Source organism: Clostridium sp. JS66, assembly GCF_033561535.1.
Taxonomy (GTDB): Bacteria; Bacillota; Clostridia; order Clostridiales; family Clostridiaceae; genus Clostridium_AM; species Clostridium_AM carboxidivorans.
This window is the reverse complement of sequence record NZ_CP131467.1, coordinates 4,524,717-4,547,984: the sequence shown is the minus strand read 5'-3', so window position 1 is coordinate 4,547,984 and position 23,268 is coordinate 4,524,717. Positions and strand designations below refer to the sequence as shown.

Annotated in this window: 23 protein-coding genes and 1 riboswitch; of the genes, 16 read left to right on the top strand and 7 right to left on the bottom strand. The window is 30.9% G+C overall.

Going from position 1 to position 23,268, the window contains the following annotated elements; all coding sequences use genetic code 11:
* The first annotated feature begins 49 nt into the window (after positions 1–49).
* The 6 genes from Q6H37_RS21095 to Q6H37_RS21070 all read left to right on the top strand — a co-directional run bounded on the left by Q6H37_RS21095 (position 50) and on the right by Q6H37_RS21070 (position 3,271).
* Positions 50–256, top strand: coding sequence for a DUF1657 domain-containing protein (locus Q6H37_RS21095; protein ID WP_318736273.1), 207 nt, complete (start codon positions 50–52; stop codon positions 254–256).
* Positions 257–273: 17 nt separating this feature from the next.
* On the top strand, positions 274–1,134 hold the full coding sequence (locus tag Q6H37_RS21090) for a DUF421 domain-containing protein (RefSeq protein WP_318736270.1): 861 nt from the start codon (positions 274–276) through the stop codon (positions 1,132–1,134).
* Positions 1,135–1,147: 13 nt separating this feature from the next.
* Complete coding sequence (spoVAC, locus tag Q6H37_RS21085) at positions 1,148–1,627, top strand: stage V sporulation protein AC (protein ID WP_318736265.1); 480 nt, start codon at positions 1,148–1,150, stop codon at positions 1,625–1,627.
* Positions 1,628–2,629, top strand: coding sequence for a stage V sporulation protein AD (gene spoVAD / locus Q6H37_RS21080; protein ID WP_318736261.1), 1,002 nt, complete (start codon positions 1,628–1,630; stop codon positions 2,627–2,629).
* Between the two features lie 19 nt (positions 2,630–2,648).
* A complete protein-coding gene (gene spoVAE, locus Q6H37_RS21075) occupies positions 2,649–3,002 on the top strand; it encodes a stage V sporulation protein AE (RefSeq protein WP_007061968.1) in 354 nt (117 codons plus the stop codon).
* Between the two features lie 62 nt (positions 3,003–3,064).
* On the top strand, positions 3,065–3,271 hold the full coding sequence (locus tag Q6H37_RS21070; RefSeq protein WP_318736256.1) for a DUF1657 domain-containing protein: 207 nt from the start codon (positions 3,065–3,067) through the stop codon (positions 3,269–3,271).
* A gap of 44 nt (positions 3,272–3,315) precedes the next feature.
* Here Q6H37_RS21070 and Q6H37_RS21065 read toward each other — a convergent pair whose 3' ends face one another.
* Positions 3,316–4,407: an ABC transporter substrate-binding protein gene (locus tag Q6H37_RS21065; RefSeq protein ID WP_318736254.1), complete on the bottom strand. Its 1,092-nt coding sequence runs from the start codon at positions 4,405–4,407 to the stop codon at positions 3,316–3,318.
* 278 nt (positions 4,408–4,685) lie between these two features.
* Between Q6H37_RS21065 and Q6H37_RS21060 the strand changes: the two genes are divergently transcribed.
* From Q6H37_RS21060 to Q6H37_RS21035, 6 genes are all read left to right on the top strand, one after another.
* On the top strand, positions 4,686–5,771 hold the full coding sequence (locus Q6H37_RS21060; protein ID WP_318736251.1) for an iron ABC transporter permease: 1,086 nt from the start codon (positions 4,686–4,688) through the stop codon (positions 5,769–5,771).
* On the top strand, positions 5,768–6,550 hold the full coding sequence (locus tag Q6H37_RS21055) for an ABC transporter ATP-binding protein (RefSeq protein ID WP_318736249.1): 783 nt from the start codon (positions 5,768–5,770) through the stop codon (positions 6,548–6,550). The genes Q6H37_RS21060 and Q6H37_RS21055 overlap by 4 nt, the downstream gene beginning before the upstream one ends.
* A 42-nt stretch (positions 6,551–6,592) precedes the next feature.
* Entirely contained in the window at positions 6,593–7,393 is an 801-nt protein-coding gene (locus Q6H37_RS21050) for a class I SAM-dependent methyltransferase (protein WP_318736247.1), read from the top strand.
* A gap of 36 nt (positions 7,394–7,429) precedes the next feature.
* Positions 7,430–7,960: a nucleoside-triphosphatase gene (locus Q6H37_RS21045; protein ID WP_318736245.1), complete on the top strand. Its 531-nt coding sequence runs from the start codon at positions 7,430–7,432 to the stop codon at positions 7,958–7,960.
* A 13-nt stretch (positions 7,961–7,973) separates the two neighbouring features.
* Positions 7,974–9,005 (top strand): ABC transporter substrate-binding protein, encoded by a 1,032-nt coding sequence (locus tag Q6H37_RS21040; RefSeq protein ID WP_318736242.1) that lies wholly within the window; start codon positions 7,974–7,976, stop codon positions 9,003–9,005.
* A 173-nt stretch (positions 9,006–9,178) separates the two neighbouring features.
* Positions 9,179–11,506, top strand: coding sequence for a type IA DNA topoisomerase (locus Q6H37_RS21035; RefSeq protein ID WP_318736240.1), 2,328 nt, complete (start codon positions 9,179–9,181; stop codon positions 11,504–11,506).
* Between the two features lie 43 nt (positions 11,507–11,549).
* Here the strand turns inward: Q6H37_RS21035 and Q6H37_RS21030 are convergent, their stop codons facing one another.
* The 4 genes from Q6H37_RS21030 to Q6H37_RS21015 are packed head-to-tail and all read right to left on the bottom strand — an operon-like array spanning position 11,550 to position 14,951.
* A complete protein-coding gene (locus Q6H37_RS21030; protein ID WP_318736237.1) occupies positions 11,550–12,401 on the bottom strand; it encodes an ABC transporter permease subunit in 852 nt (283 codons plus the stop codon).
* Complete coding sequence (locus Q6H37_RS21025) at positions 12,401–13,306, bottom strand: ABC transporter ATP-binding protein (RefSeq protein ID WP_318736235.1); 906 nt, start codon at positions 13,304–13,306, stop codon at positions 12,401–12,403. The genes Q6H37_RS21030 and Q6H37_RS21025 overlap by 1 nt, the downstream gene beginning before the upstream one ends.
* Before the next feature lie 5 nt (positions 13,307–13,311).
* A complete protein-coding gene (locus Q6H37_RS21020) occupies positions 13,312–14,418 on the bottom strand; it encodes a zf-HC2 domain-containing protein (RefSeq protein ID WP_318736233.1) in 1,107 nt (368 codons plus the stop codon).
* Positions 14,419–14,420: 2 nt separating this feature from the next.
* Positions 14,421–14,951: an RNA polymerase sigma factor SigX gene (locus tag Q6H37_RS21015; protein WP_318736231.1), complete on the bottom strand. Its 531-nt coding sequence runs from the start codon at positions 14,949–14,951 to the stop codon at positions 14,421–14,423.
* Between the two features lie 249 nt (positions 14,952–15,200).
* On the opposite strand from Q6H37_RS21015, the gene Q6H37_RS21010 reads away from it, so the two are divergent.
* The 4 genes from Q6H37_RS21010 to Q6H37_RS20995 all read left to right on the top strand — a co-directional run bounded on the left by Q6H37_RS21010 (position 15,201) and on the right by Q6H37_RS20995 (position 19,841).
* Entirely contained in the window at positions 15,201–16,019 is an 819-nt protein-coding gene (locus Q6H37_RS21010) for an FUSC family protein (protein ID WP_318736230.1), read from the top strand.
* 179 nt (positions 16,020–16,198) lie between these two features.
* Positions 16,199–18,544 carry a xanthine dehydrogenase family protein molybdopterin-binding subunit gene (locus Q6H37_RS21005; RefSeq protein ID WP_318736228.1) on the top strand — a complete coding sequence of 782 codons (2,346 nt, stop codon included), beginning with the start codon at positions 16,199–16,201 and terminating at the stop codon, positions 18,542–18,544.
* Positions 18,531–19,367, top strand: coding sequence for an FAD binding domain-containing protein (locus Q6H37_RS21000; protein ID WP_318736226.1), 837 nt, complete (start codon positions 18,531–18,533; stop codon positions 19,365–19,367). Before Q6H37_RS21005 ends, Q6H37_RS21000 begins: the two co-directional genes overlap by 14 nt.
* On the top strand, positions 19,368–19,841 hold the full coding sequence (locus tag Q6H37_RS20995) for a (2Fe-2S)-binding protein (RefSeq protein ID WP_318736223.1): 474 nt from the start codon (positions 19,368–19,370) through the stop codon (positions 19,839–19,841).
* Between the two features lie 74 nt (positions 19,842–19,915).
* On the opposite strand, the gene Q6H37_RS20990 is transcribed toward Q6H37_RS20995, so the two are convergent.
* Positions 19,916–21,280 carry a nucleobase:cation symporter-2 family protein gene (locus tag Q6H37_RS20990; protein WP_318736220.1) on the bottom strand — a complete coding sequence of 455 codons (1,365 nt, stop codon included), beginning with the start codon at positions 21,278–21,280 and terminating at the stop codon, positions 19,916–19,918.
* A gap of 168 nt (positions 21,281–21,448) precedes the next feature.
* A riboswitch (purine riboswitch) is annotated at positions 21,449–21,550 on the bottom strand.
* A gap of 250 nt (positions 21,551–21,800) precedes the next feature.
* Positions 21,801–23,255, bottom strand: coding sequence for a glutamate--tRNA ligase (gene gltX, locus Q6H37_RS20985; RefSeq protein WP_318736217.1), 1,455 nt, complete (start codon positions 23,253–23,255; stop codon positions 21,801–21,803).
* Between the last annotated feature and the right edge of the window lie 13 nt (positions 23,256–23,268).

Sequence of the window (23,268 nt, the reverse complement as noted above, 5' to 3'; positions counted from 1 at the left end):
AAATAACAACATAAATAAATTTTAATTACATAAGAGGAGGTTGAAGATATTGACGGTTGCTTCAAAATTAAAACAGACTATAAGCAGCTTAAAGGGAGTTGAGAGCACTTTAAGGATTTATTCACTTCAAGCACAGAATAAAGAACTTAAGGTTGTATATAGAAATGCAGTAAAAGATATTGATGAAGTCATCAAAAGTTTGAAAAAAAGAGAAAAAGCTATAGAACTTGAAGAACCTCAATATAAAAGTAATTAATTTGGAGGAAATAACGTATGAGTACATGGATATTGGTATTGTTAAGGTCTATAGGGTTATTTTTTTTGACTTTAATTTTAGTAAGAATATTGACCAAAAACTATTCAGTTAGAATTACTCCATTTAGGATTATTAATTACGCTGTAATTGCTATTTTAATTTCATTAGTTTCAGTAAATGCTATTTCAAATTGGGTATTTGGAATTATTACCCTAGCAGTTTGGATTTTATTGCCTATCATATTAGATTACATGTCCGTGAAAGTAAGATTTATATATAACTTAGTTAATGGAAAGGAAAAAGTTTTAGTTAAAGATGGGAAAGTTATGGAGGAAAATTTAACAAAGCTTGGACTTACAGGAGAGGATCTTTTAAGAGAACTGCGTTCAAAGGATGCATTTAATTTAGCAGATGTAGAATTTGCTGTAATGGAGTCTACAGGAGATATGAATGTTGTTCTAAAATCAGATAAAAAGCCAATTACTCCACATGATTTAGGAATTAAGGTTTCTCCAGAAACAGCACCACAAACGGTAATATTAGATGGAAATGTTATAAATGAGTCCTTAAGTAATTTAAGGTTAAATCAAACCTGGCTCAATGAAAAGTTGGAAAACTTGGGAGTGTCTTTAGATAATGTTTTTGTTGGTCAGGTAGATTGTAATGGTGAACTATATGTGGATGTTTTTGATGATAGTATAGAACTTCCAGAAGCCAGTGTTAAGGAAATGCTTTATGCAAGTTTGGAAAAAAGTCAAGCGGATATAATTACATTCTCTTTAGAAACTGAAAATGTAGAAGCTAAGGATATGTATGTGAGAGAAGCTAATAGGCTTAAAACAATTATGAAAAAATTAGAACCATACTTATTACGTTAAGAAGGTGAAAAAAGTGGCTAGTAAGAAAAAGAAAAAATTAACACCAACACAGCAACAATATCAAGATTTAGCTAATGCAGTAGAACCAAAAAGACCTGTTCTATTAAATTCAGTTAGAGCATTTATAGCAGGAGGAATTATATGTACAATTGGTGAAATTATCCAGTTTATATTTATAAAATATTTTCATTTTAGTGAAACTACTGCAGGAAATCCAACGGTAGCAGTTTTGATTATAATATCTGTATTGCTCACTGGTTTTGGAGTTTATGATCACATTGCTCAATGGGCAGGAGCAGGAACTGCAATTCCAATTACAGGCTTTGCTAACACCATTGCATCCAGTGCTATTGAACATAGAAGTGAAGGTTATGTTCTAGGTGTTGGAGGAAATATGTTTAAGATAGCAGGACCAGTAATTACCTTTGGAGTTTTTGCAGCTTTTGTAATGACCATTATAAAAATTACTATTAAATGGTTAGGTGGGATGTAAATGATTACTGGTCATCAATCATGGAGTTTTAAATCTAAGCCAGTTATATTAGGTTCATCTGCTGTAGGAGGGCCTTTTGAAGCAAAAGGAGCGATAAAGGAAGATTTTGATATTCTTCATCAAGATATTTGGGTAGGTCAAGACAGTTTTGAAAAAGCAGAAAAGAAGATGTTAGAAGAAGCTTGTCAATTGGCAATTAAGAAATCTAATATTAAGAAAGATAAAATACAATTTTTTGTAAGTGGTGATTTAATGAATCAAATAATTACAAGCAGTTTTACTGCTCGTACGTTAGGAATACCTTATTTAGGAGTATTTGGTGCCTGTTCCAGCTCAATGGAGGGATTAGCATTATCTTCTTTAATGGTGGAAAGCAAGGCTGCACAATATGTAGTATCAGGTACTTCAAGTCATAATAGCTCAGCAGAAAAGCAGTTTAGGTATCCTACAGAGTATGGAAGTCAAAAACCACCTACTGCTCAGTGGACTGTAACTGGAGCCGGAGCAGCAGTAATAGGTCATGAAGGACAGGGTCCTAGGGTTACTTCTGCAACTATAGGAAAAGTAATAGATATGGGAATTTCTGATCCTTTTAATATGGGAGCAGCTATGGCACCGGCAGCAGTGGACACCATTGAAGCTCATTTTAGAGATTTTAATATTGAACCTTCTTATTATGATATTATTGCAACTGGTGATTTGGGAAAGGTAGGTCATAAAATTGCCAGTAATTTATTTGAAGAGCATGGTTTCAAAATGCCATCAAATATTTTTACTGATTGTGGGAAAATCATATATGAAGAAGATCAACCTGTTTTTGCAGGAGGCAGTGGCTGTGGTTGTTCTGCTGTAGTTACTTATGGCCACTTTTTAAAACGTATGTTAAAGGGTGAATTAAAGAGAATTCTAATAGTGGCAACGGGAGCGCTAATGTCACCAATGTCCTATCAGCAAAAGGAAAGCATACCTAGTGTTGCACATGCAGTGTCTATAGAGATATGAAGAGAAGGGTGAATAATATATGGAAAAATTCATGTGGGCATTTATAGTAGGTGGTGGTATATGTGTAATAGGCCAAATTATGATGGATGTATTTAAGCTTACACCTGCACATACTACAACCACTTTGGTAGTGGTAGGAGCAATATTGGGAGGCTTAGGCTGGTATGATCCTTTAGTTAAATTTGCTGGAGCAGGAGCTTCTGTACCTATAATGAGCTTTGGAAATTCTTTAGTAAAAGGTGCCATGATGGAAGCAGAAAGAGATGGGCTTATTGGTGTACTTACTGGAACTTTTGAAATTACCAGTACAGGTATTTCTGCAGCAATTATATTTGGTTTTTTAGCAGCTTTAATATTTAAACCTAAAGGATAAGTAATTAAGTATTAGAACTAGTAGTAATGGAATAAAAAATTTCAGGCAAAGGAGGTGGTGAAATGACAGTAGGAACTCAAATGCAGCAAGCAATTGCAGGAATACAAAGTGCTGCTGCTACAATGAAAACATTTGTGCTTGAAACTGAAGATAAATCTGCAAAACAAGATTTTCAACAAATAGCTAAAAATCTTGATAGTGCTCTTGAAGTTTTAAAGGGAAGACAAGAATATATTGAAGAACAGGAACCTCAATATAAACAATGTTAATTTACATAAAAGCTGAAGGCTGTCCTTCAGCTTTTTATTTAAAGTTATTTGGAAATAGGATCATCATCATTGATGATTCTATTAGCTTCTTCTTCTGAAAGATCATAATTTAAAAATGTTTTATAAAAGTTTCTTGTTTCTTTAATTATATCTATATTAGCAAATTTATCTGGATTTATAATTTTTGCAGCCCATTGAATTTGTAATGCCTCTTCTGCACTATATCTATCCCAATAAAATGCTCCATCTGGATTGAAGTATACTTTCGATGTCTTGACAGCATTTACTTTTTGCCAGGATTGATCATTCAATAAGTTATCCATGCTTTTTTTGCCATTATTTAATTTCATTAGAGTAGTACTGCTTAATATTACAATATCAGGATTCCATTTTAGTACTTGTTCCATAGATACTTGCTTATTGTTTCCTTTTACTTCTGAGGCTGCATTTACGCCACCAGCTGTATTTATCCACGCATCAATTATTGTATTGCTGCCATCTACAGTTAGTGGAGAAAGTGAAGTTACATGTAGAACTTTAGGCCTCTGTTCTTTAGGTATTTTCGATGTTACGCTGGTTATAGCATTGAGTTTACTATCTAGATATGATATGTAAGCATCTGCTCTTTTCTTACTATTATCTCCAAGAATATCACCTGTAAGTTTAATACATTCCTTTAGACTTTTAAAATCAGTAAAATTTAATTGAACAACTGGAATGCCCAAGTCTGATACTTTTTTTGCATTTTTATCATCTAAAGGCATGAATATTATATCAGGTTTTGCTTTTACAAGCTCTTCTGTATTGACACTATCTGAAGTAAATACTGTTGATGCATTTTTCATTTTAGGGTTTACTTTATATAGCCAGGGTCTTCCCTTTTCTGTAAGAATTGTTGAGACAATCTTATCTCCAGCGCCTAAAATGCATAAAACTTCATTATGTGCCTGCCAGGCATCTCCAATCTTTTGTATATTGGAAGGTATAGTGACTTTTTTTCCAGCAGAATCAGTAATTGTTTTTGATTGTCCACTTTTTTCAATTGTCTCTTTTGAACTTTTACCACTGCTGCAGCCAACTAGTAAAAAAATCATTGAAAAAATAATGATGAGCATAGATTTTAAATTTTTTTTCATAAGTGACACATCCTTTAAAAAATTTAATAGCAGCAAAATATTATGCTGTTAAAATCATTATGGAATCCATTACAATGTTAAGAAAATTATGTTTACATTAGCATAATAAACCGTTATACTTATAATAACATAACGATTCATAATAAATCTATACTTTTGTGTTCTATTTGTTGAAATTTAGAATTAATTAAATAAAGATGAAGTAAATGATTTTCATTAGTAGTATTTTATGAAAATTTATTATATAAGCAATTATAGTTGAAAGGGATGAAAAGCAAGTGTCAGAACCATTAATACTAAATGATACACAGGAAAATTCAAAATTAAAAAATCATGAAAGAAAATTTGAGCAAAGAAAAACAACTTACCTCATGATCATTATTGCTGTGATGCCTATAGCTGCTATTTTAATTTCATTAACTATTGGCAGATATTCAATATCCTTACCACAATTTTTTAGTGTTATATCATCAAAAATTTTTGGACATAGTGTAACTCAATCCAATACTATTGAAACGGTGCTTTTCAATGTTAGGGCTCCTAGAATTTTATCAGCATTAATGGTTGGAGCAGCTTTATCTGTGTCTGGAGCCACATATCAAGGGCTATTTAGAAATCCAATGGTGTCCCCAGATATACTTGGAGCTTCTGCTGGTGCGGCATTTGGTGCAGCATTTGGAATACTTTTATCATTTAATGCTTTAAGTATACAAATTTCAGCATTTTTATTTGGGCTTCTAGCTGTAATAATAACATATTCAATAAGCAACATAATATCAAAGGGTAACAATGTCGCTTTATTATTAGTGCTTACAGGAATTGTTGTTAAAGAACTATTTACATCTTTTATTTCAATTACAAAATATGTGGCAGATCCATATGAAAAGCTTCCAGTTATAACTTTTTACCTTATGGGCGGGTTATCCTCTGTTACCATGAAAGACATCAAAATGTTATTAATACCAATGATTATAGGAGTTATACCACTATTCTTACTAAGATGGAGGTTTAATGTTCTTTCCTTTGGAGATGAAGAAGCAAAATCTTTAGGTGTTGATACTTCAAAGCTAAGATTAATTGCAATTCTTAGTTCAACCTTAATTACAGCAGCGGCTGTATCAATTAGCGGTATGATTGGATGGATAGGACTTGTAATACCTCACATAGCTAGAATGATTGTGGGTCCTAATTTCAAAGTATTGTTGCCTAGTTCATTACTTATAGGAGGTACTTTTCTTTTGTTAGTTGATGATGTGGCTCGATGTGCCTTTAGCATAGAAATTCCTTTGGGAATTTTAACATCGTTAATAGGAGCTCCTTTTTTTATTTACCTTTTAGTTAAAGGAAGGAGAGGATGGATATGAAGTTAGAGATCAAAAATGTAGTTTGTGGTTATGGAAAAAAGAATGTGGTGAATAATATATCCATGAATGTAAATTCAGGAGAAATATTATGTCTATTAGGGCCTAATGGTGTTGGTAAGACTACTTTTTTTAAAACTATATTGGGTTTTTTAAAACTAAAAGGTGGAGAAATATTAGTAGATGGGAAAAACATACATAGTTGTTCCAGAAAACAATTAGCCAAAATTATTGGTTATGTTCCTCAATCACATACTCCTCCATTTCCATTTAAAGTTTTTGATGTGGTATTAATGGGAAGGACTGCGCATCTTTCAATGTTTTCTTCTCCAACTAAGGAAGATAGGGAAATTGTAGAAGGAACCTTAGAGGATTTAAAAATAGATTATTTAAGAGATAAGATATATACAGAAATAAGCGGTGGGGAAAGGCAAATGGTTCTAATTGCTAGGGCTCTTGCTCAAGATCCTAAGATACTTATAATGGATGAACCAACTTCAAATTTAGATTTTGGAAATCAGATTAGGGTGTTAGAACAGATAAATAAACTTTCACAAAGAGGACTAGCGATTATTATGACTTCACATTATCCCAACCATGCTTTTTTATGTTCTACAAAAGTAGCATTTATGCAAAGAAATAATGTATTTACAGTAGGTAGTGTGGATGAAGTTGTTACAGAAGACAATCTTAAAGAAGCATATGGCATTAATGTAAAAATAATAAATACATTTAATTCTAAAGGTGACAATGTAAAAGCTTGTATTCCTATGATCAATTGATTTAAATTTTTATTGAAAATTAGTGATGAGAGGATTAATTATATGGAAATAAAAGAGATGATAAATAATTACTGGTCAAAAAGAGCTGATGAATTTAGTGAATGTCGTCTTAAAGATTTTGAAGGTTTGCAGCGTAAAGTGTGGACAGATATAATTAGCGAAGTAGTTCCTAATGGAAGAGGACTTCGTGCACTGGATGTGGGCACAGGTGCTGGTTTTTTTGCATTTTTACTGGCTGATATGGGTTTTGAAGTAACAGCTGTAGATTATTCTCAACGTATGATCCAGAATGCGTTAGCTAATGTAGAAAAGCTTGGATATAGAGAAATAGAATTTCTTGAAATGGATGCACAAAATTTAAAATTTGAGGATGGTAGTTTTGATTTTATCATATCTCGAAATGTGACATGGACATTACCAGATCCTAAGAAAGCCTATAAAGAATGGTGTCGTGTCCTTACAGCAGGAGGTAAAATTATGAATTTTGATGCCAATTATGGACAGGGCTTTAGGCAAGCAGAGAAAATGGGACAAACATACAAGCAAATGCAAAATTGGTCTCCTAGTTCATATAATCGAAAACTGCAAAGTGAAGAGCTGATTTGTGAACGTAATAATTATGCAAAACAACTTTATATATCTAATATTGTGAGACCACAATGGGATGTAGATGTATTGATTCAAAATGGTATTAATAAAATAACTATTGACACAGAAATTAGTAAGTCTGTATATGTGAATAAGAAATTATTGGATATAGAAAAAAATGAAACAGTTTATTGTAAAATCAAAAATGATTCAGATTCACAGATGTTTATGGTATGTGGTACTAAAGGCAGATAAATTAAGATTTTAATAGAGAAAGGGGATTAATATATTATGAAAAAGATTTTCTTTACTGGTGAAAGGGGAGTAGGAAAATCTACATTGCTAAAAAAGATTATTAAAAATGTGGATTGTTCTATAGGTGGTTTTATTCAAGAAAAAGAATTTATAGGGGAAACTAAAAAATTCAAAGTAAATTCACTTTATAATTTAGAAGAAAGTTATACCATTGGAGTTTATGATGCAGATAAGCATGAACTACATTCAGATATGAATATGTTTAATGTCATATCTCAAGACATACTGTTAAAAAGCTTAGACAATAGGGAATTAATAGTATTAGATGAATTGGGATTTATGGAAGAAAAAGCTCCATTATTCAAAGATACTGTTTTTAAAATACTTAATAGTGATAAGCCTGTTATAGGAGTATTAAAAGAATGTGATGGAAATTTTGTACAGAAAATAGCAAAAAGAGAAGATGTACAAGTATTTAAAATTGATGAAAGTAATAGAGATTCAATGGAAGATGAAATTTTTAAAATGCTGCAAAACAATAATGTAAAGTTAAAGAAAAAATTATAGGGGTGATAAAAAAATGAAAAGAATAGCTAAAATTTTAATTTTAGTACTAATTGTATGTACTTTTGGAGCCTGCAGCAAAAACTCAACAGCTACGCAAAGTACAAATAGTACAGATAGCAATAAAAAAATTACTGTCACTGATGGAATGAAAAGAAAAGTAGAATTGTCCAAGCCTGCTGAAAAAGTATTAACTAACTATCCTATAGCAGTTCAAATACTATGTGCTTTGAATAAGCAAGATAATATTTTGGGTGCAGATGGAAATGCTATAAAGAATCCACTAACTTTTTCACCAAAGGCAGGTTCAAGCAAAACAGCTGCTAGTAATGATATAAATGTGGAACAAGTAATAGCTGCTAAACCAGATCTTGTTATCATTTATAAAAAGAACAAAGAAATTGTACCAAAATTAGAGAAGTCTAATATTAAAGTTTTTGTTATAAGTGCAGAGAACCTTGATGAATTAAAATCTACCGTAAAAGATTTAGGAATACTTACTGGTAAAGAAAAAAAATCAGAAGAATTTATGGATTATTATACTAAAAAGTTAGATTCTATTAATAACAAACTTAAAGCTGTAGATCAAAAAAACAGACCTAAGGTATACATGGCAGGTGGAAGTATGTATTCAACTCCAGGGAAGAATATGTTTCAAAATTCATTAATTGAGTTAGCTGGAGGAATAAATGTTGCTGGTTCTTTAAGTAGCAATAAATGGTGTGATATATCTGCAGAACAGCTAATTGGTTGGAATCCTGATATAATAGTTCTTACACAATATTCTGGAGTAAAGCCACAAGATGTACTTAATAATGCTGCTTTAAAAGATGTGAATGCTGTAAAAAATAAAAAAGTTTATTTAATACCTTCAAAAATAAGTGCTTGGGATATGCCTTGTCCACAGACAATTTTAGGAATAATGTGGTTAAGTGTAAAGACAAATCCTGAAGTATTTAAAGATACAAATATAACAAAAGAAGTGGATGATTTTTATCAACAATTTTATGGTACTACTTATACAAAACTTGGTGGTACTTTAGATTAATTGGATAAAAAATACCTCTCTGGCAATAATATTATGTGAAAAGCTAAATTATGATATAATTGATTTTGAAACTATTTTAAATGAAATTTTTAAATTTAGTTACTTTGGTGTATAATTGGACAAGTAACTTGTGAAAATGAATACTTAAGCATTAAGATACAGAGAGGTTTTTTATGAGTAAAGCTTTATTTATTACAGAAAAGCCGTCAGTGGCTATGGAATACGTTAAACTTTTAAATGTAAAAGGTACCAAAAGAGATGGATATATAGAATCAGACAAGGCTGTGTTCTCATGGTGTGTGGGACATATGGTGACTATGAGTTATCCAGAAGCCTATGATCCTAATTTAAAAAGATGGTCCTTAGATACTTTACCTTTTTTACCTAAGGAATATAAATATGAAATTATTCCGGCAGTATCAAAGCAGTTCAATGTAGTTAGTGGATTATTAAAAAGAGAAGATATAAATACAATATATGTATGTACCGACTCAGGAAGAGAAGGAGAATACATTTATAGACTTGTAGATCAAATGGTAGGAGTACAAGGTAAGGAAAAGAAGAGAGTGTGGATTGATTCTCAAACAGAAGAAGAAATACGCAGAGGTATAAAAGAAGCAAAGGACATTTCAGAATATGATTCATTGGCTGATTCAGCATATTTAAGAGCTAAAGAAGATTATCTTTTAGGAATAAATTTTTCTAGACTTTTAACTCTTAAATATGGAAAAACTGTGGCTAATGCTACTGGAGATAAATTGGTGGTAATTGCAGTAGGCAGGGTTATGAGCTGTGTTCTTGGAATGATTGTAGATAGAGAACGGGAGATTAGATCTTTTGTAAAGACACCTTTTTATAAAATTTTAGGAAGCTTTGATGGTAATTCTAATGGAGAATATGAAGAAGAAATGGTTTATGAAGGTGAATGGAAATCTGTAGAGGGTTCTAAATATAAGGATTCACCTCTTTTATATAATGAAGGTGGTTTTAAGAAAAGAGAAGATGCTGAAAAGTTTATAGAAGAAATAGGTGAGAAAATTTTTGAACAGGAGCCTGTTATAGAGAATATAAAAAAGACTGTAGAAAGTAAAAATGCTCCTTTGCTTTTTAATTTAGCAGAACTCCAAAATGAGTGTTCAAAGAAGTTTAAAATAAGCCCTGAAGAAACCTTAAATAAAATTCAATCCTTATATGAAAAAAAGCTGCTTACATATCCAAGAACAGATGCCAGAGTTTTGTCTAAGGCTGTAGCAAAGGAAATAGATAAAAATATAAGAAAACTTTTGAAATACGATGGAGATAAAGAAATAAAAGGTATAGCGGAAAATATATTGAATAATAAATGGTATTCAAATTTGGAAAAAACTAAGTATGTAAATGATAGCAAAATAACAGATCACTATGCTATTATACCAACAGGAGAAGGGCTTCAAAGCTATAATGGTCTCACAGATTTGGAGAAAAAGGTATACAATTTAGTACTTAGAAGATTTTTGGCTATATTTTATCCTCCAGCCAAGTATAACAAAATTGCCATTACAACTCAGGCAAGGGGAGAAAGATTTTTTACTACAGATAAGGTTTGTGTAGAAGAAGGATACCTTAATGTATTAAAAGAATATAAAAAGAATAAAGAAGAAAAGAATTTAAAGTTTTTAAGCAAACTTAAAAAAGGGCAAATGGTAGATGTAGTTGACATGGAAGTAAAGGAAGGGGAAACTTCACCTCCTAAAAGATATACTTCAGGATCGATAATCATTGCTATGGAAAATGCAGGTAAGCTTATTGAAGATGAAGAACTTAGAGAACAGATAAAAGGAGCTGGGATAGGAACTTCTGCAACACGAGCTGAAATATTAAAGAAGTTAGAAAAAATAGGTTATATTATGTCTGACAAGAAAACTCAAGTTATATCTCCAACTCAAAAGGGAGAAATGATATATGAGGTTATAATAAATTCTATACCCACACTGCTTAATCCTACACTTACAGCCAGTTGGGAAAAGGGATTAAAAATGGTGTATGGAAAGGAAATAGAACCTGATCTATTTATGAAAAAGCTAGAGGATTACACTAAACTTAATGTAAAAAAAGTTATGGATAGAATGAATATGGGAGATATGCATGGCTTTTTTGAAGAAGTTAAGGGTAAAAATAGTAATGGAGTAAAAGTTAAAAGTTCTTCTAAAAGCAAGAAAAGCTCAAATACAGATAAAAATGAAAATGGAGCTAGAGAATCATTAGGATTATGTCCTATATGTAAAACAGGTGATATTGTAAAGAATAGTAAGGGATATGGCTGCAATAATTGGCAAAGTGGATGTAAGTTTTTTGTATCAGAAATTTGTGGAAAAAAGATACCTGTTGAACAAATTAAAAATTTAATGAGTCATGGAAAAACAGATATTATAAATGGCTTTAAATCAAAAAAAGGCAATGAATTTAATGCAAGACTCATAATAAAGGGAGGAAAAATAGAACTTTCTTTTGAAAATTCATAAATACATTAAAAGATCATGCTAGGGGAACCCAGCATGATTTTTCTTATCCAATATCTTTTTTAGAAAAGTTTTTAACGCTTATAAATATAAAAAATACTAAGTATATGCATACATAAAACATCATATATAAGCTTGGTGTTGTAGATTTTTCTGTCATACCAAAGCCTGATAGAAAGTTAAAGGAGCCTAAAGAAGTAAAAATAGTAGAAATCATTTTTCTATAAATAACTTCAAAGGGAGAAATTAAACTTGAAATTATTCCAATGGTGGAAAGAGAATCATTTTTTGTATATGATCCTATTTCTTCCATTACTCCACCAATTAGTCCAAGTATATATAAAGACATTATTAATATTCCATTATTTAAGGTTTTTAATTTAGTACTTCCATAAAGAGATAGAGATAATATGGTTAAAGGTTGTAAAATAAAAAACAGGAAGCCTTTAGCTAAAACGCTTATTCCAAAGGTTTCTACAATAGATATTTTACTTACAGTGGAAATAACAATTACTGCTATGTAAAGAACAATGCTGTATAAAATAATTAGAATAGCTGTCCCTAAGTATTTCCCAAGTATATATTCACTTCTTCTAATTGGTTTTGTTAAAATTGTTAAAATTGTCCCATTTTCTATTTCAGAAGAAACAGTTCCTATAGACAGCATTATGGTTAGAAAAGCTACAAGCATACTGGAAAAATAGAAGCCAACTATAGAAATAGTTGAAGAAAGATTTACAACCATATCTATCATGCCATTGTTTTGATGTATATTCTTACCTATAAATCTAAAAATAATAGTTAAAAGAATAAGATATATTATAGTTAATATGCCTATAAAATGAAAAATTTTCTTTCTATAAATTTCCTTAAAAGTAGATAGAGCAATTATAAGCATTAATTTTGACCTCCTTCAACAAGCTTTATAAATAGGTCCTCAAGACTGTTTCTGTGTGGAGTAAGTCCATATAGCTTTCCGCCACTTGATATAATTAATGATGCAATTTGATGTATTTCATCATCTTCCTTTACGTGCATTTTAATGTTTTTTCCATCAAAGGTTATATCTTCATCAAATTTTTCAAGCTTATTTAAAATTTCATTATTTATATCCTCTACATGAATATCCAGAACAGTATTTCCTTCTAAAAGATCATTCATTTTTCCTTGTTTTATAATATTTCCTTTGCTGATAATGGCAGCACTATCACAAATCATTTCCACTTCACTTAAAAGGTGACTGTTTAAAAATACAGTTTTACCCATACTTTTTAATTTTAACATAATATCTCTAACTTCTTTTCTACCTATGGGATCTAGAGCAGAGGTAGGCTCATCTAAAAAAAGTAGCTTTGGGTCACAAAGAAGAGCACTGGCAATTCCTATTCTTTGCTGCATTCCTTTACTATAAGTACCTATTTTACTTTTTTCAGCACCCTTTAAATTAACAATTTCAAGAACTTCTTCTATTTTTGCAAAAGAAGCTTTTTTGTCAAGCTTGTATAATGAAGAATGGAAGGACAGGAGATCCAATCCTGTCATCCATTCTTGATATTTAAAAAGTTCAGGCAAATATCCTATTTTTTTTCTTGTTTCCATGTCTCCAATAGGTTTGCCTAGTATGTGTGCAGTACCTGAAGTGGGAAGTAGTAATCCTACAACGGTCTTTATAAATGTGCTTTTTCCTGCACCATTAGGACCTAAAAATCCATAAATTTCGCCTTCAGCTGCAGATATATTTATATTTCTACAGCCTTTGTTATTTTCATATATTTTAGAAAGATTTTCAGTTTCAATTACCAAATTTATCACCTCATAGATTTTGCAATTTCTATTAGTTCATTTTTACTTGCATTACCATCAATGCTGATTAAAATGTCATCTTTAAGCATTAAAATATAAGAATGTTTTGATTCCTTGTCATTCTTACTATTATCGAAACATCCAATGGCTTTCATTCCATTTATGGTCATTTCTTCAGATTTATTTCCTACATTAGGAACATACAAGGTACTTTTCCAATCTTTCATTGATTTTAATTGCTTTTGCATATCATATGGAAGTACAGAAAGATCTGAAATAGCATTAAATATTTCATCCACATTTGCATCATCAGGTGCAATAATTTCTGGCATTTTACTTTCTGATACAGCTATACGATTACCATTTGTAGGATTTTCATAGAAAATGTCTAATGTTCCACCTGTGTTTAAAGAAAAAGTTTTTCCATCTAAGTTTTTAGGAAATAGCTTTTTTCCTCCTAAGGATTTAAGAAGTTGATTTATATTTTCAACATTTAATGTAAAATCACATTTTGAAGGTTTGTTTATGGAAATATTTTTTATATTTCTTGATGGCATATTTTTAGGATATAGTATTGTAAATGGTAATGCTTTTTTGGCTTCATCGATAGTTACAGTTTTTTGTTCACCGCCTTGGTATTTTACCTTACCTATTTTATCAATATTAATATCTGATTTATTCTTCTCAAGCTCATTTTTAAGCTTTTTAACATCATCCAATGAAATATTTACACTTTTAATATCATTTGCTCTAAAAATTGAAACTGCATTAATAACTGATGCCCTTATAGGTTGAACGGAAACACAAGTAGTTATAGCAAGAGCAACACAAGCAGCTGCTGTCACTTTTTTATATCTTTTCATAATTTTAGATTCTCCTTTTCTATTTTTTATTTTAATATCCATATTTACTGGCTTTATAGGGGTTATATTAAAATCCTTTTTATAATCCTTAAGTTTATCCATAGCAAAGCTGTTTATAGACTTTAACTCTTTATAAACTTCTTTACATTTTTCACATTGAAAAAGATGCATTTCTACTTCTTTCATTTCAATATCATTAAGTTCTTCATCAATGTATGCTTGAATAATTCCTTCATTTAGACACTTCACTTTTATTCACCTCTTCCTTCTAAATTTAAGTAGTTTTCCTTAAATTTTGTTTGTGCTCTTGATATAAGAGTGCCTACGGAATTTTTATCAACTCCGATTACTTCTGCAATTTCACTATATTTATATCCAGAAAACTTAAGAAGCAGACACATACGATCTCTAGGTGAAAGTATATTTAGTACCTTTTTAGTTAAATCTACTTCACAATTATTAATTGCAACCTCTTCAATTGAAACTACATTATCCATTTCTTTTTTATAAATCATCTCATTTTTTCCCTCATGAACTTTTTTATCTCTTATATAATTGTAGGAAGTATTAGTAGAAACTTTATTTAACCATGCAGCAATGTTGTCATGAGCAGGTGGTGAATTATATAATTTTATAAATACCTCCTGTGTTAAATCTTCAGCTGCATGTATGTCACCAGTGAGGTAAGAAATTTTTTTAAAGATGGTGTCATAATATTTCTCATATGCAGTTCTAAAATTTTGTTCTTGTTTTTTCTTATTAAAATAGCTAATAACACCCATATTTTAATTGTCTTCCCCCTTAGGTAACTTTGTCCAAAAGCTTTTGATTAAAATATTCTAGAATATTTTGATACCTTTTCTTAATTTTGGTATCTATAATATTAACACATAAGTATTAGAAATTGTGACAGGGATTAGAAAAAAGTATAATTTTTCGTATATTGTGCAAGTTTATATTATTAACCTATGGGAGTAAGGTGTTAGGAGGATTTTAGAGAAAATAATTATCATGTTTAAGAAGGTGAAGCAATGAATTTGAAAAGAAAAGCAATTAGAGTAGGAATTGCTGCTTCCTTATGTATATTGGTATCAAATTTACTAAAATTAAAATATCCTTTTTTTGTTGTTCTTCCTGCAGTTATGCCTATATCCACTTTTTTTGGTGAAACAATTAAGTTTGGAGCAAATAGGATTATTGGTAGTTTTATTGGAGCTATAATTGGGGTTGTACTTATAACTTTCCAATGGCAAAATACTATTTTAATTGGAATAGGAGTAATGCTTATTATTTATATTTGCAGTTATCTTAAATGGGATAGTACTACATCTATTGCCTGCTTAGTATTTGTGTCTATTATGCTTGGCGTAAAAGGAGCTGGAGCTATTTCATATAGTGCTTACAGATTGTTGGATACATTAATAGGTATATCTATTACTACAATTGTAAATAACTATGTTTTCAATCCAAATATGATTAAAGTACTTAAAAATAGAGCTCAAGATATACAACAAAGTCTACTTAATTTAGCTAGCGATAAGGAATTTATAGAAGACAAAAGTGAATTAGACAATATTGAAAAAAGTATAAACAGTTTAAAGGAAAACTTAAAGATATATTCTGAAGAAATTAAAGTTAGTTCAAAATTTTTGCCTGTAAAAAATAAATTAGATAAAATGATGTATATTTTTGCTATTATTTTTCAACAGGTAGAAATAATTAATTATATCAACGTTAATGATAATTTTCATGATCTTAATAAGGAACATATTAATATGATTATTAGCTTTCATAAGGATATATTTTTTCGTGAGATGAAAAACTTAAACGAAATTATAAAAAGTATTTAGGCAGTGTACATATTATGTAAAATTTAAATAGCTATTTGTAAATACAAATTACAAAGTGTGATAAATGAGTCTATATAACTAATATGAATATTATACATATAAAAGTAAATAATATCCTTGTATAAAGATATTTTATGTTAATAAATGGTGCGACTAAGTTATATAAGGAGGAGTTTATAATGTCAGGTCCTATAAATATAGGAGTAAGTATTCCCAGAAAGGAATCTTTAGATAAGGTTACAGGTGCAGCTAAATATACAGATGATACAATAATCCCTGGTATGCTGCATGCAAAGCTATTAACAAGTCCCTATGCACATGCAAATATAAAGTCAATAAACATAGAAGCAGCTTTGAAAGTAAAAGGAGTTAAATCCATAATTACTGGAGATTATTGTAAAGTGCTGTTTGGTGCAAATGTTGAAGATAGACCGCCTATAGCAGAAGGTAAGGTGAGATACTTTGGAGAACCTGTAGCAATGGTAGTAGCAAATAGTGAACAAGAAGCTATGGAGGCCATAGAACTTATTAAAGTGGAATATGAAAAGCTTCCTGCGATAAATTCTGTTAATGAAGCTATTAAAACTGATGCTCCTTTAATACACCCTGATTTATCTAAATATGCTTGTGTTGTTGATTTTGCAAATCCTAAAGAAAATACTAATATTGCTTCACAGATAAAGATTCGTAAGGGTGATATGGCTAAAGCATGGTTAGAAAGTGATGTAGTGGTTGAGTCTAGTTTTACAATGCCTCAATCAGATCACTTGGCTATGGAAACCAGAAATGCAAGGGTACAAATATTACCTGATGGACATGTTATTATATACACTTCTTCACAAGCACCTTTTCATGTAAAACAGATTATAAGCAAAAAATATAATATTCCTGAAGGCAATTTGATAGTTCGGGTTCCATTTGTAGGAGGAGGATTTGGTGGTAAAGCTTGTATACAATTAGAAACTCTAGCATATTTAGCATCAAAGTCTGTAGGTGGTAAAATGGTTAAGATAGCAAATACAAGGGAAGAGGATATTAGGATGTCCCCTTGCAAAATAGGATTAGAAGCAAGTCTTAAAATAGGTGCTACTAAGGATGGAATGATAAAAGCATTAGAATGCACTTATTTGGTGGATTGTGGTGCTTACAGCGATACAGCACCAACAATGGCTAAAGCTATAGCAGTTAATTGTACAGGACCTTATAATATTGAAAATGTTTATTGTGATTCTTTTTGTGTATATACTAATCATACCTTCGCAACATCTTATAGAAGTTTTGGTCATGTATCTTTTACATTTTGCATTGAAAGATTACTTGATAAATTAGCAGTGGCTTTAGGAATTGATATGCTTGAATTAAGAATAAAAAATGCAATTTCCCCTGGAAATTTTTCACCTACTCAGGTAAAAATAACCCAAAGCAATACGGGATGTTTGCAAAGATGTCTTAAAAAACTAAAACAAGTTATTAATTGGAGACCTGAAAATATAATTGAAACTAATGGTGATATGGTTCATGCAAAAGGTATAAGTTGTTTTTGGAAAACCTCAGACTCCCCATCAAATGCTACTTCTGGAGCAATTTTAACATTTAACAAAGATGGAAGTATAAATTTAAATTGTGGTGCTGTAGAAATTGGTCCTGGTATGAAAACTACTGCAGCACAAATATTAGCTAAAAGAATGAATATGGATGTAAGTAGAATTCATGTATTTATGGGAGTGGATACTGAAGTTTCACCTAGACACTGGAAGACAGTAGCCAGTATGACAACCTTTATGGTAGGTAGAGCAGTTTTAAGAGCAGCAGAGGATTTAATAAAACAATTAACAAAGACAGCTTCTATAGCTATGAAATGTCCAGAAGAGGATTTAGAAGTATCTAATGAAAAAGTTTTTTTGAAGGATGATCCTAGCATATATATAGCTTTTAAGGATTTGGTATATGGTTTTTCATATGCTAATGGAATAGCTATAGGAGATCAAATAATAGGCAGAGGCAGCTATGTAATGAGACATATAACCGAACTTAATAAAGAAACTGGAAAGGGAAAGCCTGGACCATCATGGACAGTAGGTGCACAGGCAGTTGAAATTGAATATAATCCTAAAAATTATAGCTATAGAATTTTGAAAGCCGTCACCGTTATTGATGCTGGAAAAATAATTAATCCTAAAGCAGCAAAAGGATTAATAATGGGCGGTATGAGTATGGGACTTGGTTTAGCTAGTAGAGAAGAATTTTTATATGATGATGAGGGAATTCTACAAAATACAAGTTTGCGTACATACAAACCAATGCATTTTGGTGAGAATCCTGAATATATAGTGGATTTTATTGAAACTCCTCAAATTGATGGACCTTATGGAGCAAGAGGATTAGGTGAACATGGAATTATAGGTATTCCAGCGGCTTTTGCCACAGCGTTATCATTAGCAGCAGAAAGTGACTTTCTTAAAATACCTATTACACCAGAAGTTATCTGGCAAACTAAGACTGGAGGAAAATATGATACCCTTTGATTTTGAATACTATAAACCTGAATCCATAAATGAAGCTGTTACCTTATTTAAAGAATTACAAAGCCGTGGAAAAGAACCTAAATATTATGGTGGTGGAACAGAAATAATAAGTATGGCAAGAGCTAATAACATCTATGCAGGAGCTGTAATTGATATAAAAGGGATACCTGAATGTAATATACATACGCTTCAAAATGATAGTTTAATTATTGGATCAGCTGTTACACTTACAAGTATAGCAGAACAAGACTTTTTTCCACTGCTCAGTTTAACAGTAAAAAGAATAGCTGATCACACTATACAGGATAAAATAACTTTAGGTGGAAATTTAGCAGGAACGATAATATATAGAGAAGCTGTACTTCCACTTTTATTAAGTAGCAGTGGAGCAGTAATAGCTGGAAGCTGTGGTATAAGAAAAGTACCAATAATGAATATTTTCGAGGAAAGAATTCAAATTGATAATGGTGATCTTATTGTACAAATAGAGGTAAAAAGAAATTTTTTGGATATGCCACATTTACATGTAAAAAGGACCAAAAGTGATAAAATTGATTATCCTTTAATAACCCTTGCAGCACTAAACGACAATGGCATTATTAAAGTTGCATTTAGTGGATTATTTAAATATCCTTTTAGATCCTTTGCTTTGGAAAATATAATCAACAATAAAGCATTAAATGTAAATCAACGTATAAACAATATAATAAGCAGTATATCATCCAATATCTATAGTGATTTAAATGGATCTTCAGAGTATAGAAAGTTTGTATTACAGAGTATGCTTTTAGAGACAATAGAAAAGCTTGAAGGGGGGACTTAAATGCTGCAAGTTTTGGAAAAAGCAATAATTACACTAAATGTCAATGATGAAGATGTAGAAGTAGTTGTTAAACCATCTGATATTTTATTAAATACTCTAAGGCTTGAACTTGGTCTTACAGGAGCAAAACCTGGTTGTGAAAATGGAGATTGTGGTTCTTGCACGGTTCTCGTGGATGGATGGCCTATAAAATCCTGTTTAATGCTTACAGTTGAGGCAATTGGTAAAAAAATAACTACCATAGAAGGTTTAAAAAATACTCTAATACAACAAGCCTTTGTTGACAATTTCAGCTTTCAATGTGGATATTGTACATCAGGATTTCTAATGGTTTGTCATGCTTTAACTAATATTCATCCAGATGCAAATGATTATGTTATCGTAGAATGGCTTCAATCTAATATATGCAGGTGCACCAGTTATGAAGAGATTAACAACGCTATTAAATTAGTGTTAAATACAGGTAAAAGCTAGATTTTAGTCTAAAAGAGGGTAACAGTATGAAACTGTTACCCATTATTTATTAAAAATAATTCTTATTTTAAAAATTAAGCTTCAGAACATTTTGGGGAAGTGTCTACATCAGTATGAATGTTAGTTTCAACATTTTTGTTTCCATGGTTTAAAAATGCATTTAATAGTACAGCAACAACTGATGCGGAAACTATACCACTGCTGAATATAGATTTAAAAATTGATGGAGTATGATCAAGTAAAGTAGGTACACCTGTAATTCCAAGACCTACACCAATAGAACAAGCAACAACAAGCATATTGCAATTGTTATTAAAATCTACATCAGCAAGCATTTGAATTCCAGCTACTGCAACCATTGCAAACATTATAGTTGTAGCTCCACCTATAACAGGTTGAGGAATAATTGTAGCTATAGCTGCAAATTTTGGAATTAAACCAAGGCATACTAAAATGATACCAGAAGCAACTACAACAAAACGGCTTTTTACCTTACTTAGTGATAAAAGACCAAGATTTTGATTAAAAGTTGTATAAGGGAAGGAATTAAAAATGCCTCCTAAAATTGTGGCAATTCCTTCTGCTCTAAGACCACGTACAATATCTTTTTCGGAAATTTCTTTATCACAAACTCTTCCAATTCCAAGAAAAGTACCTGTTGATTCAATCATTACTGTTAACATAACAAAAGTCATCATGATTATTGAACCAATATCGAATTTTGGAAAACCAAAGTTAAATGGATGTACAAAACTTATCCATTTTGCATTCATAACTGGTGAAAAGTTTACTTTTCCCATAAATGAAGCAACTATAGTACCTAAAATAATACCGTTTAAAACAGAAATTGCTTGAAAAAAGCCTTTAAAAAATTTATTTGATAGTAGAACCACAATCATTACAAATCCAGCTAATAAAAGATTAGATACACTTCCAAAGTCTTTAGCACCTGAACCACCACCAATGCTAGTTATACCTACATTTATTAGAGAAAGACCAATCATAGTAACAACCGTGCCTGTTACAACAGTAGGGAAAAACTTAAGTATTTTGCCATACAGTGGTGCAATAAGTACTACAATAATTGCGGCCACTATTATGGAACCATAAGCTGCCTGCATTCCTAAATTTTTACCTACGATTATAAGTGGACCAACAGCTGCAAAAGTACAACCTAATATTGCTGGCAATCTAATACCTATGTTAGGTCCTATTCCAAGTGCTTGTATTAAAGTTGCAATTCCACAAGTAAATAAGTCGGCTGCAACTAAAAGTTCTAATTGAGCTGGTGTTAACCCTACTGCACCACCTATAATCAATGGTACAGCTACAGCGCCTGCGTACATAGCAAGTACATGCTGTAAACCTAATGTAAACAGTTGAGGAGCAGGAAGAACTTCATTTACCTTATCAACTGTATTCATTTTTTCATCTTCCATAATAAAAAACCTCCTGTAAAATTAAAAAATAGTATATAATATTGCTTACTTGAGGAATTTTTCCACAAGCTTTTAAATACAAAATAAAAATCCGCGGCTAATTCATGGAGAATCTGCAGCGGAATTCGAAAAACATCTCATTAAACTTGATAAAAGTTTAATGTATATAGTTTCCTCAGATTCATCCATAGAAAGGAAATTACGGTTTCCTAGTAGAGACTCCTAAACCTAAATTATCAGGATTATACGGATGACTTATTTAGTATTATGACATAATGTTAGCATAGTTTTTTAAAAATATCAATACAATTTAATAAATTCAAACATAAATATTCGTATTTAATAGTATTTTTTTACATATAGGCATGTTATAGTTCGTACTGTAACGAACTATAGTGTTTAAAATTTAATAAGTCAAAATTTTGTATGTGAAAAGTTGAGTAAATTAAATAAAAGCTGTGAAATAAAGGTAGCAGTACCTTTATTTCACAGCTTTTCAAACTAAAAATGAAATATAGGTTTATTGTGCAGCTTTAAGCTTTTCAATACCTACTTGAATTCTTCTTAAAGTTTCTTCTTTACCTATTATTTCAGCTATTTCGTAAGCGCCACCTGGAGTTGATTTTTTACCTGAAACAGCAGTTCTTACAGGCCATAAAACTATACCATTTTTAACTCCAAGTTCTGCAACTAAATCCATACAAACTTTTTCTATATTTTCGAAAGTCCATGGAGTTAAAGCTTCAAATCTAGGTAATATTTTTTCTAAAACATCTAGTGAATTTTCATAGTTTGTTTTCATCTTCTTATGAACATAAAGCTCTGCTGAGTGTTCTGGAAGAGCTTCAAAAAAGTCTACCATATCAGGTATTTCATTTAAAACTTCTACTCTTGTTTGTAGAAGTGGGCTTATTTTAGTAAAATCTAAATCTTTAGTTATAACATTTTTATAATAAGGAAGAGCTAATTTGTGAAATTCTTCTAATGGAAGCTTCTTTATATACTCTCCATTCATCCATCTTAATTTTACATCATCAAATATAGCTGGTGATTTATTTATATTTTTATAGTTAAAGGTTTCCACTAATTCATCAATAGTGAATATTTCTTTTTCACCACCTGGATTCCAACCAAGTAAAGCTATATAATTTAGAATAGCATCCTTTAAGTAGCCTTTTGCCATTAAATCTTCAAAGGAAGCATCTCCATTTCTTTTACTTAATTTATGATGAGTATCCTTCATTATTGGAGGACAATGTACATATATTGGAACGTCCCATCCAAAAGCTTCATATAATCTGTTATATTTAGGTGATGATGATAAGTATTCACTTCCACGAACTACATGAGTTATTCCCATTAAATGATCATCTACTACATTAGCAAAATTATATGTAGGGAATCCGTCTGATTTTATAAGTATCATATCATCTAATTCTGAGTTATCTACAGTTATAGTTCCGTAAATATCATCTTCAAAGCTTGTAGTGCCTGTTGAAGGATTATTTTGTCTTATAACATAAGGAATACCAGAAGCCAACTTTTCTTCTATTTCTTCCTTAGATAAACTAAGACAGTGTTTATCATATTTAGCAGCTGTATTATTAGCTTCAGCTTCTGCTCTCAAAGTTTCCATTCTTTCTTTAGAACAGAAACAATAGTAAGCCTCACCTTTTTCTATCAACTGTTTAGCATATTCTATGTATATATTAGTTCTTTCGCTTTGAACATAAGGACCTACTGGACCACCTATATCTGGACCTTCATCATGTTTAAGCCCTGTAACCTTTAATGTGTTATAAATTATATCTAGAGCACCCTCTACAAATCTTTCTTGGTCGGTATCCTCTATTCTAAGTATAAAGTCTCCATTTTCATGTTTGGCTATTAAGTAAGCATATAATGCTGTTCTTAAATTACCAACATGCATATAACCTGTTGGACTTGGGGCAAATCTTGTTCTAATTTTAGCCATTTTTACCACTCCT

Excerpts from the sequence above, each read along its gene's own strand:
- Q6H37_RS21090 (WP_318736270.1), top strand. The coding sequence starts at position 274 with ATGAGTACATGGATATTGGTATTGTTAAGGTCTATAGGGTTATTTTTT.
- spoVAD (WP_318736261.1), top strand. The coding sequence starts at position 1,628 with ATGATTACTGGTCATCAATCATGGAGTTTTAAATCTAAGCCAGTTATA.
- spoVAE (WP_007061968.1), top strand. The coding sequence starts at position 2,649 with ATGGAAAAATTCATGTGGGCATTTATAGTAGGTGGTGGTATATGTGTA.
- Q6H37_RS21070 (WP_318736256.1), top strand. The coding sequence starts at position 3,065 with ATGACAGTAGGAACTCAAATGCAGCAAGCAATTGCAGGAATACAAAGT.
- Q6H37_RS21065 (WP_318736254.1), bottom strand. The coding sequence starts at position 4,407 with ATGAAAAAAAATTTAAAATCTATGCTCATCATTATTTTTTCAATGATT.
- Q6H37_RS21055 (WP_318736249.1), top strand. The coding sequence starts at position 5,768 with ATGAAGTTAGAGATCAAAAATGTAGTTTGTGGTTATGGAAAAAAGAAT.
- Q6H37_RS21050 (WP_318736247.1), top strand. The coding sequence starts at position 6,593 with ATGGAAATAAAAGAGATGATAAATAATTACTGGTCAAAAAGAGCTGAT.
- Q6H37_RS21045 (WP_318736245.1), top strand. The coding sequence starts at position 7,430 with ATGAAAAAGATTTTCTTTACTGGTGAAAGGGGAGTAGGAAAATCTACA.
- Q6H37_RS21040 (WP_318736242.1), top strand. The coding sequence starts at position 7,974 with ATGAAAAGAATAGCTAAAATTTTAATTTTAGTACTAATTGTATGTACT.
- Q6H37_RS21035 (WP_318736240.1), top strand. The coding sequence starts at position 9,179 with ATGAGTAAAGCTTTATTTATTACAGAAAAGCCGTCAGTGGCTATGGAA.
- Q6H37_RS21030 (WP_318736237.1), bottom strand. The coding sequence starts at position 12,401 with ATGCTTATAATTGCTCTATCTACTTTTAAGGAAATTTATAGAAAGAAA.
- Q6H37_RS21015 (WP_318736231.1), bottom strand. The coding sequence starts at position 14,951 with ATGGGTGTTATTAGCTATTTTAATAAGAAAAAACAAGAACAAAATTTT.
- Q6H37_RS21010 (WP_318736230.1), top strand. The coding sequence starts at position 15,201 with ATGAATTTGAAAAGAAAAGCAATTAGAGTAGGAATTGCTGCTTCCTTA.
- Q6H37_RS21005 (WP_318736228.1), top strand. The coding sequence starts at position 16,199 with ATGTCAGGTCCTATAAATATAGGAGTAAGTATTCCCAGAAAGGAATCT.
- Q6H37_RS21000 (WP_318736226.1), top strand. The coding sequence starts at position 18,531 with ATGATACCCTTTGATTTTGAATACTATAAACCTGAATCCATAAATGAA.
- Q6H37_RS20995 (WP_318736223.1), top strand. The coding sequence starts at position 19,368 with ATGCTGCAAGTTTTGGAAAAAGCAATAATTACACTAAATGTCAATGAT.
- Q6H37_RS20990 (WP_318736220.1), bottom strand. The coding sequence starts at position 21,280 with ATGGAAGATGAAAAAATGAATACAGTTGATAAGGTAAATGAAGTTCTT.
- gltX (WP_318736217.1), bottom strand. The coding sequence starts at position 23,255 with ATGGCTAAAATTAGAACAAGATTTGCCCCAAGTCCAACAGGTTATATG.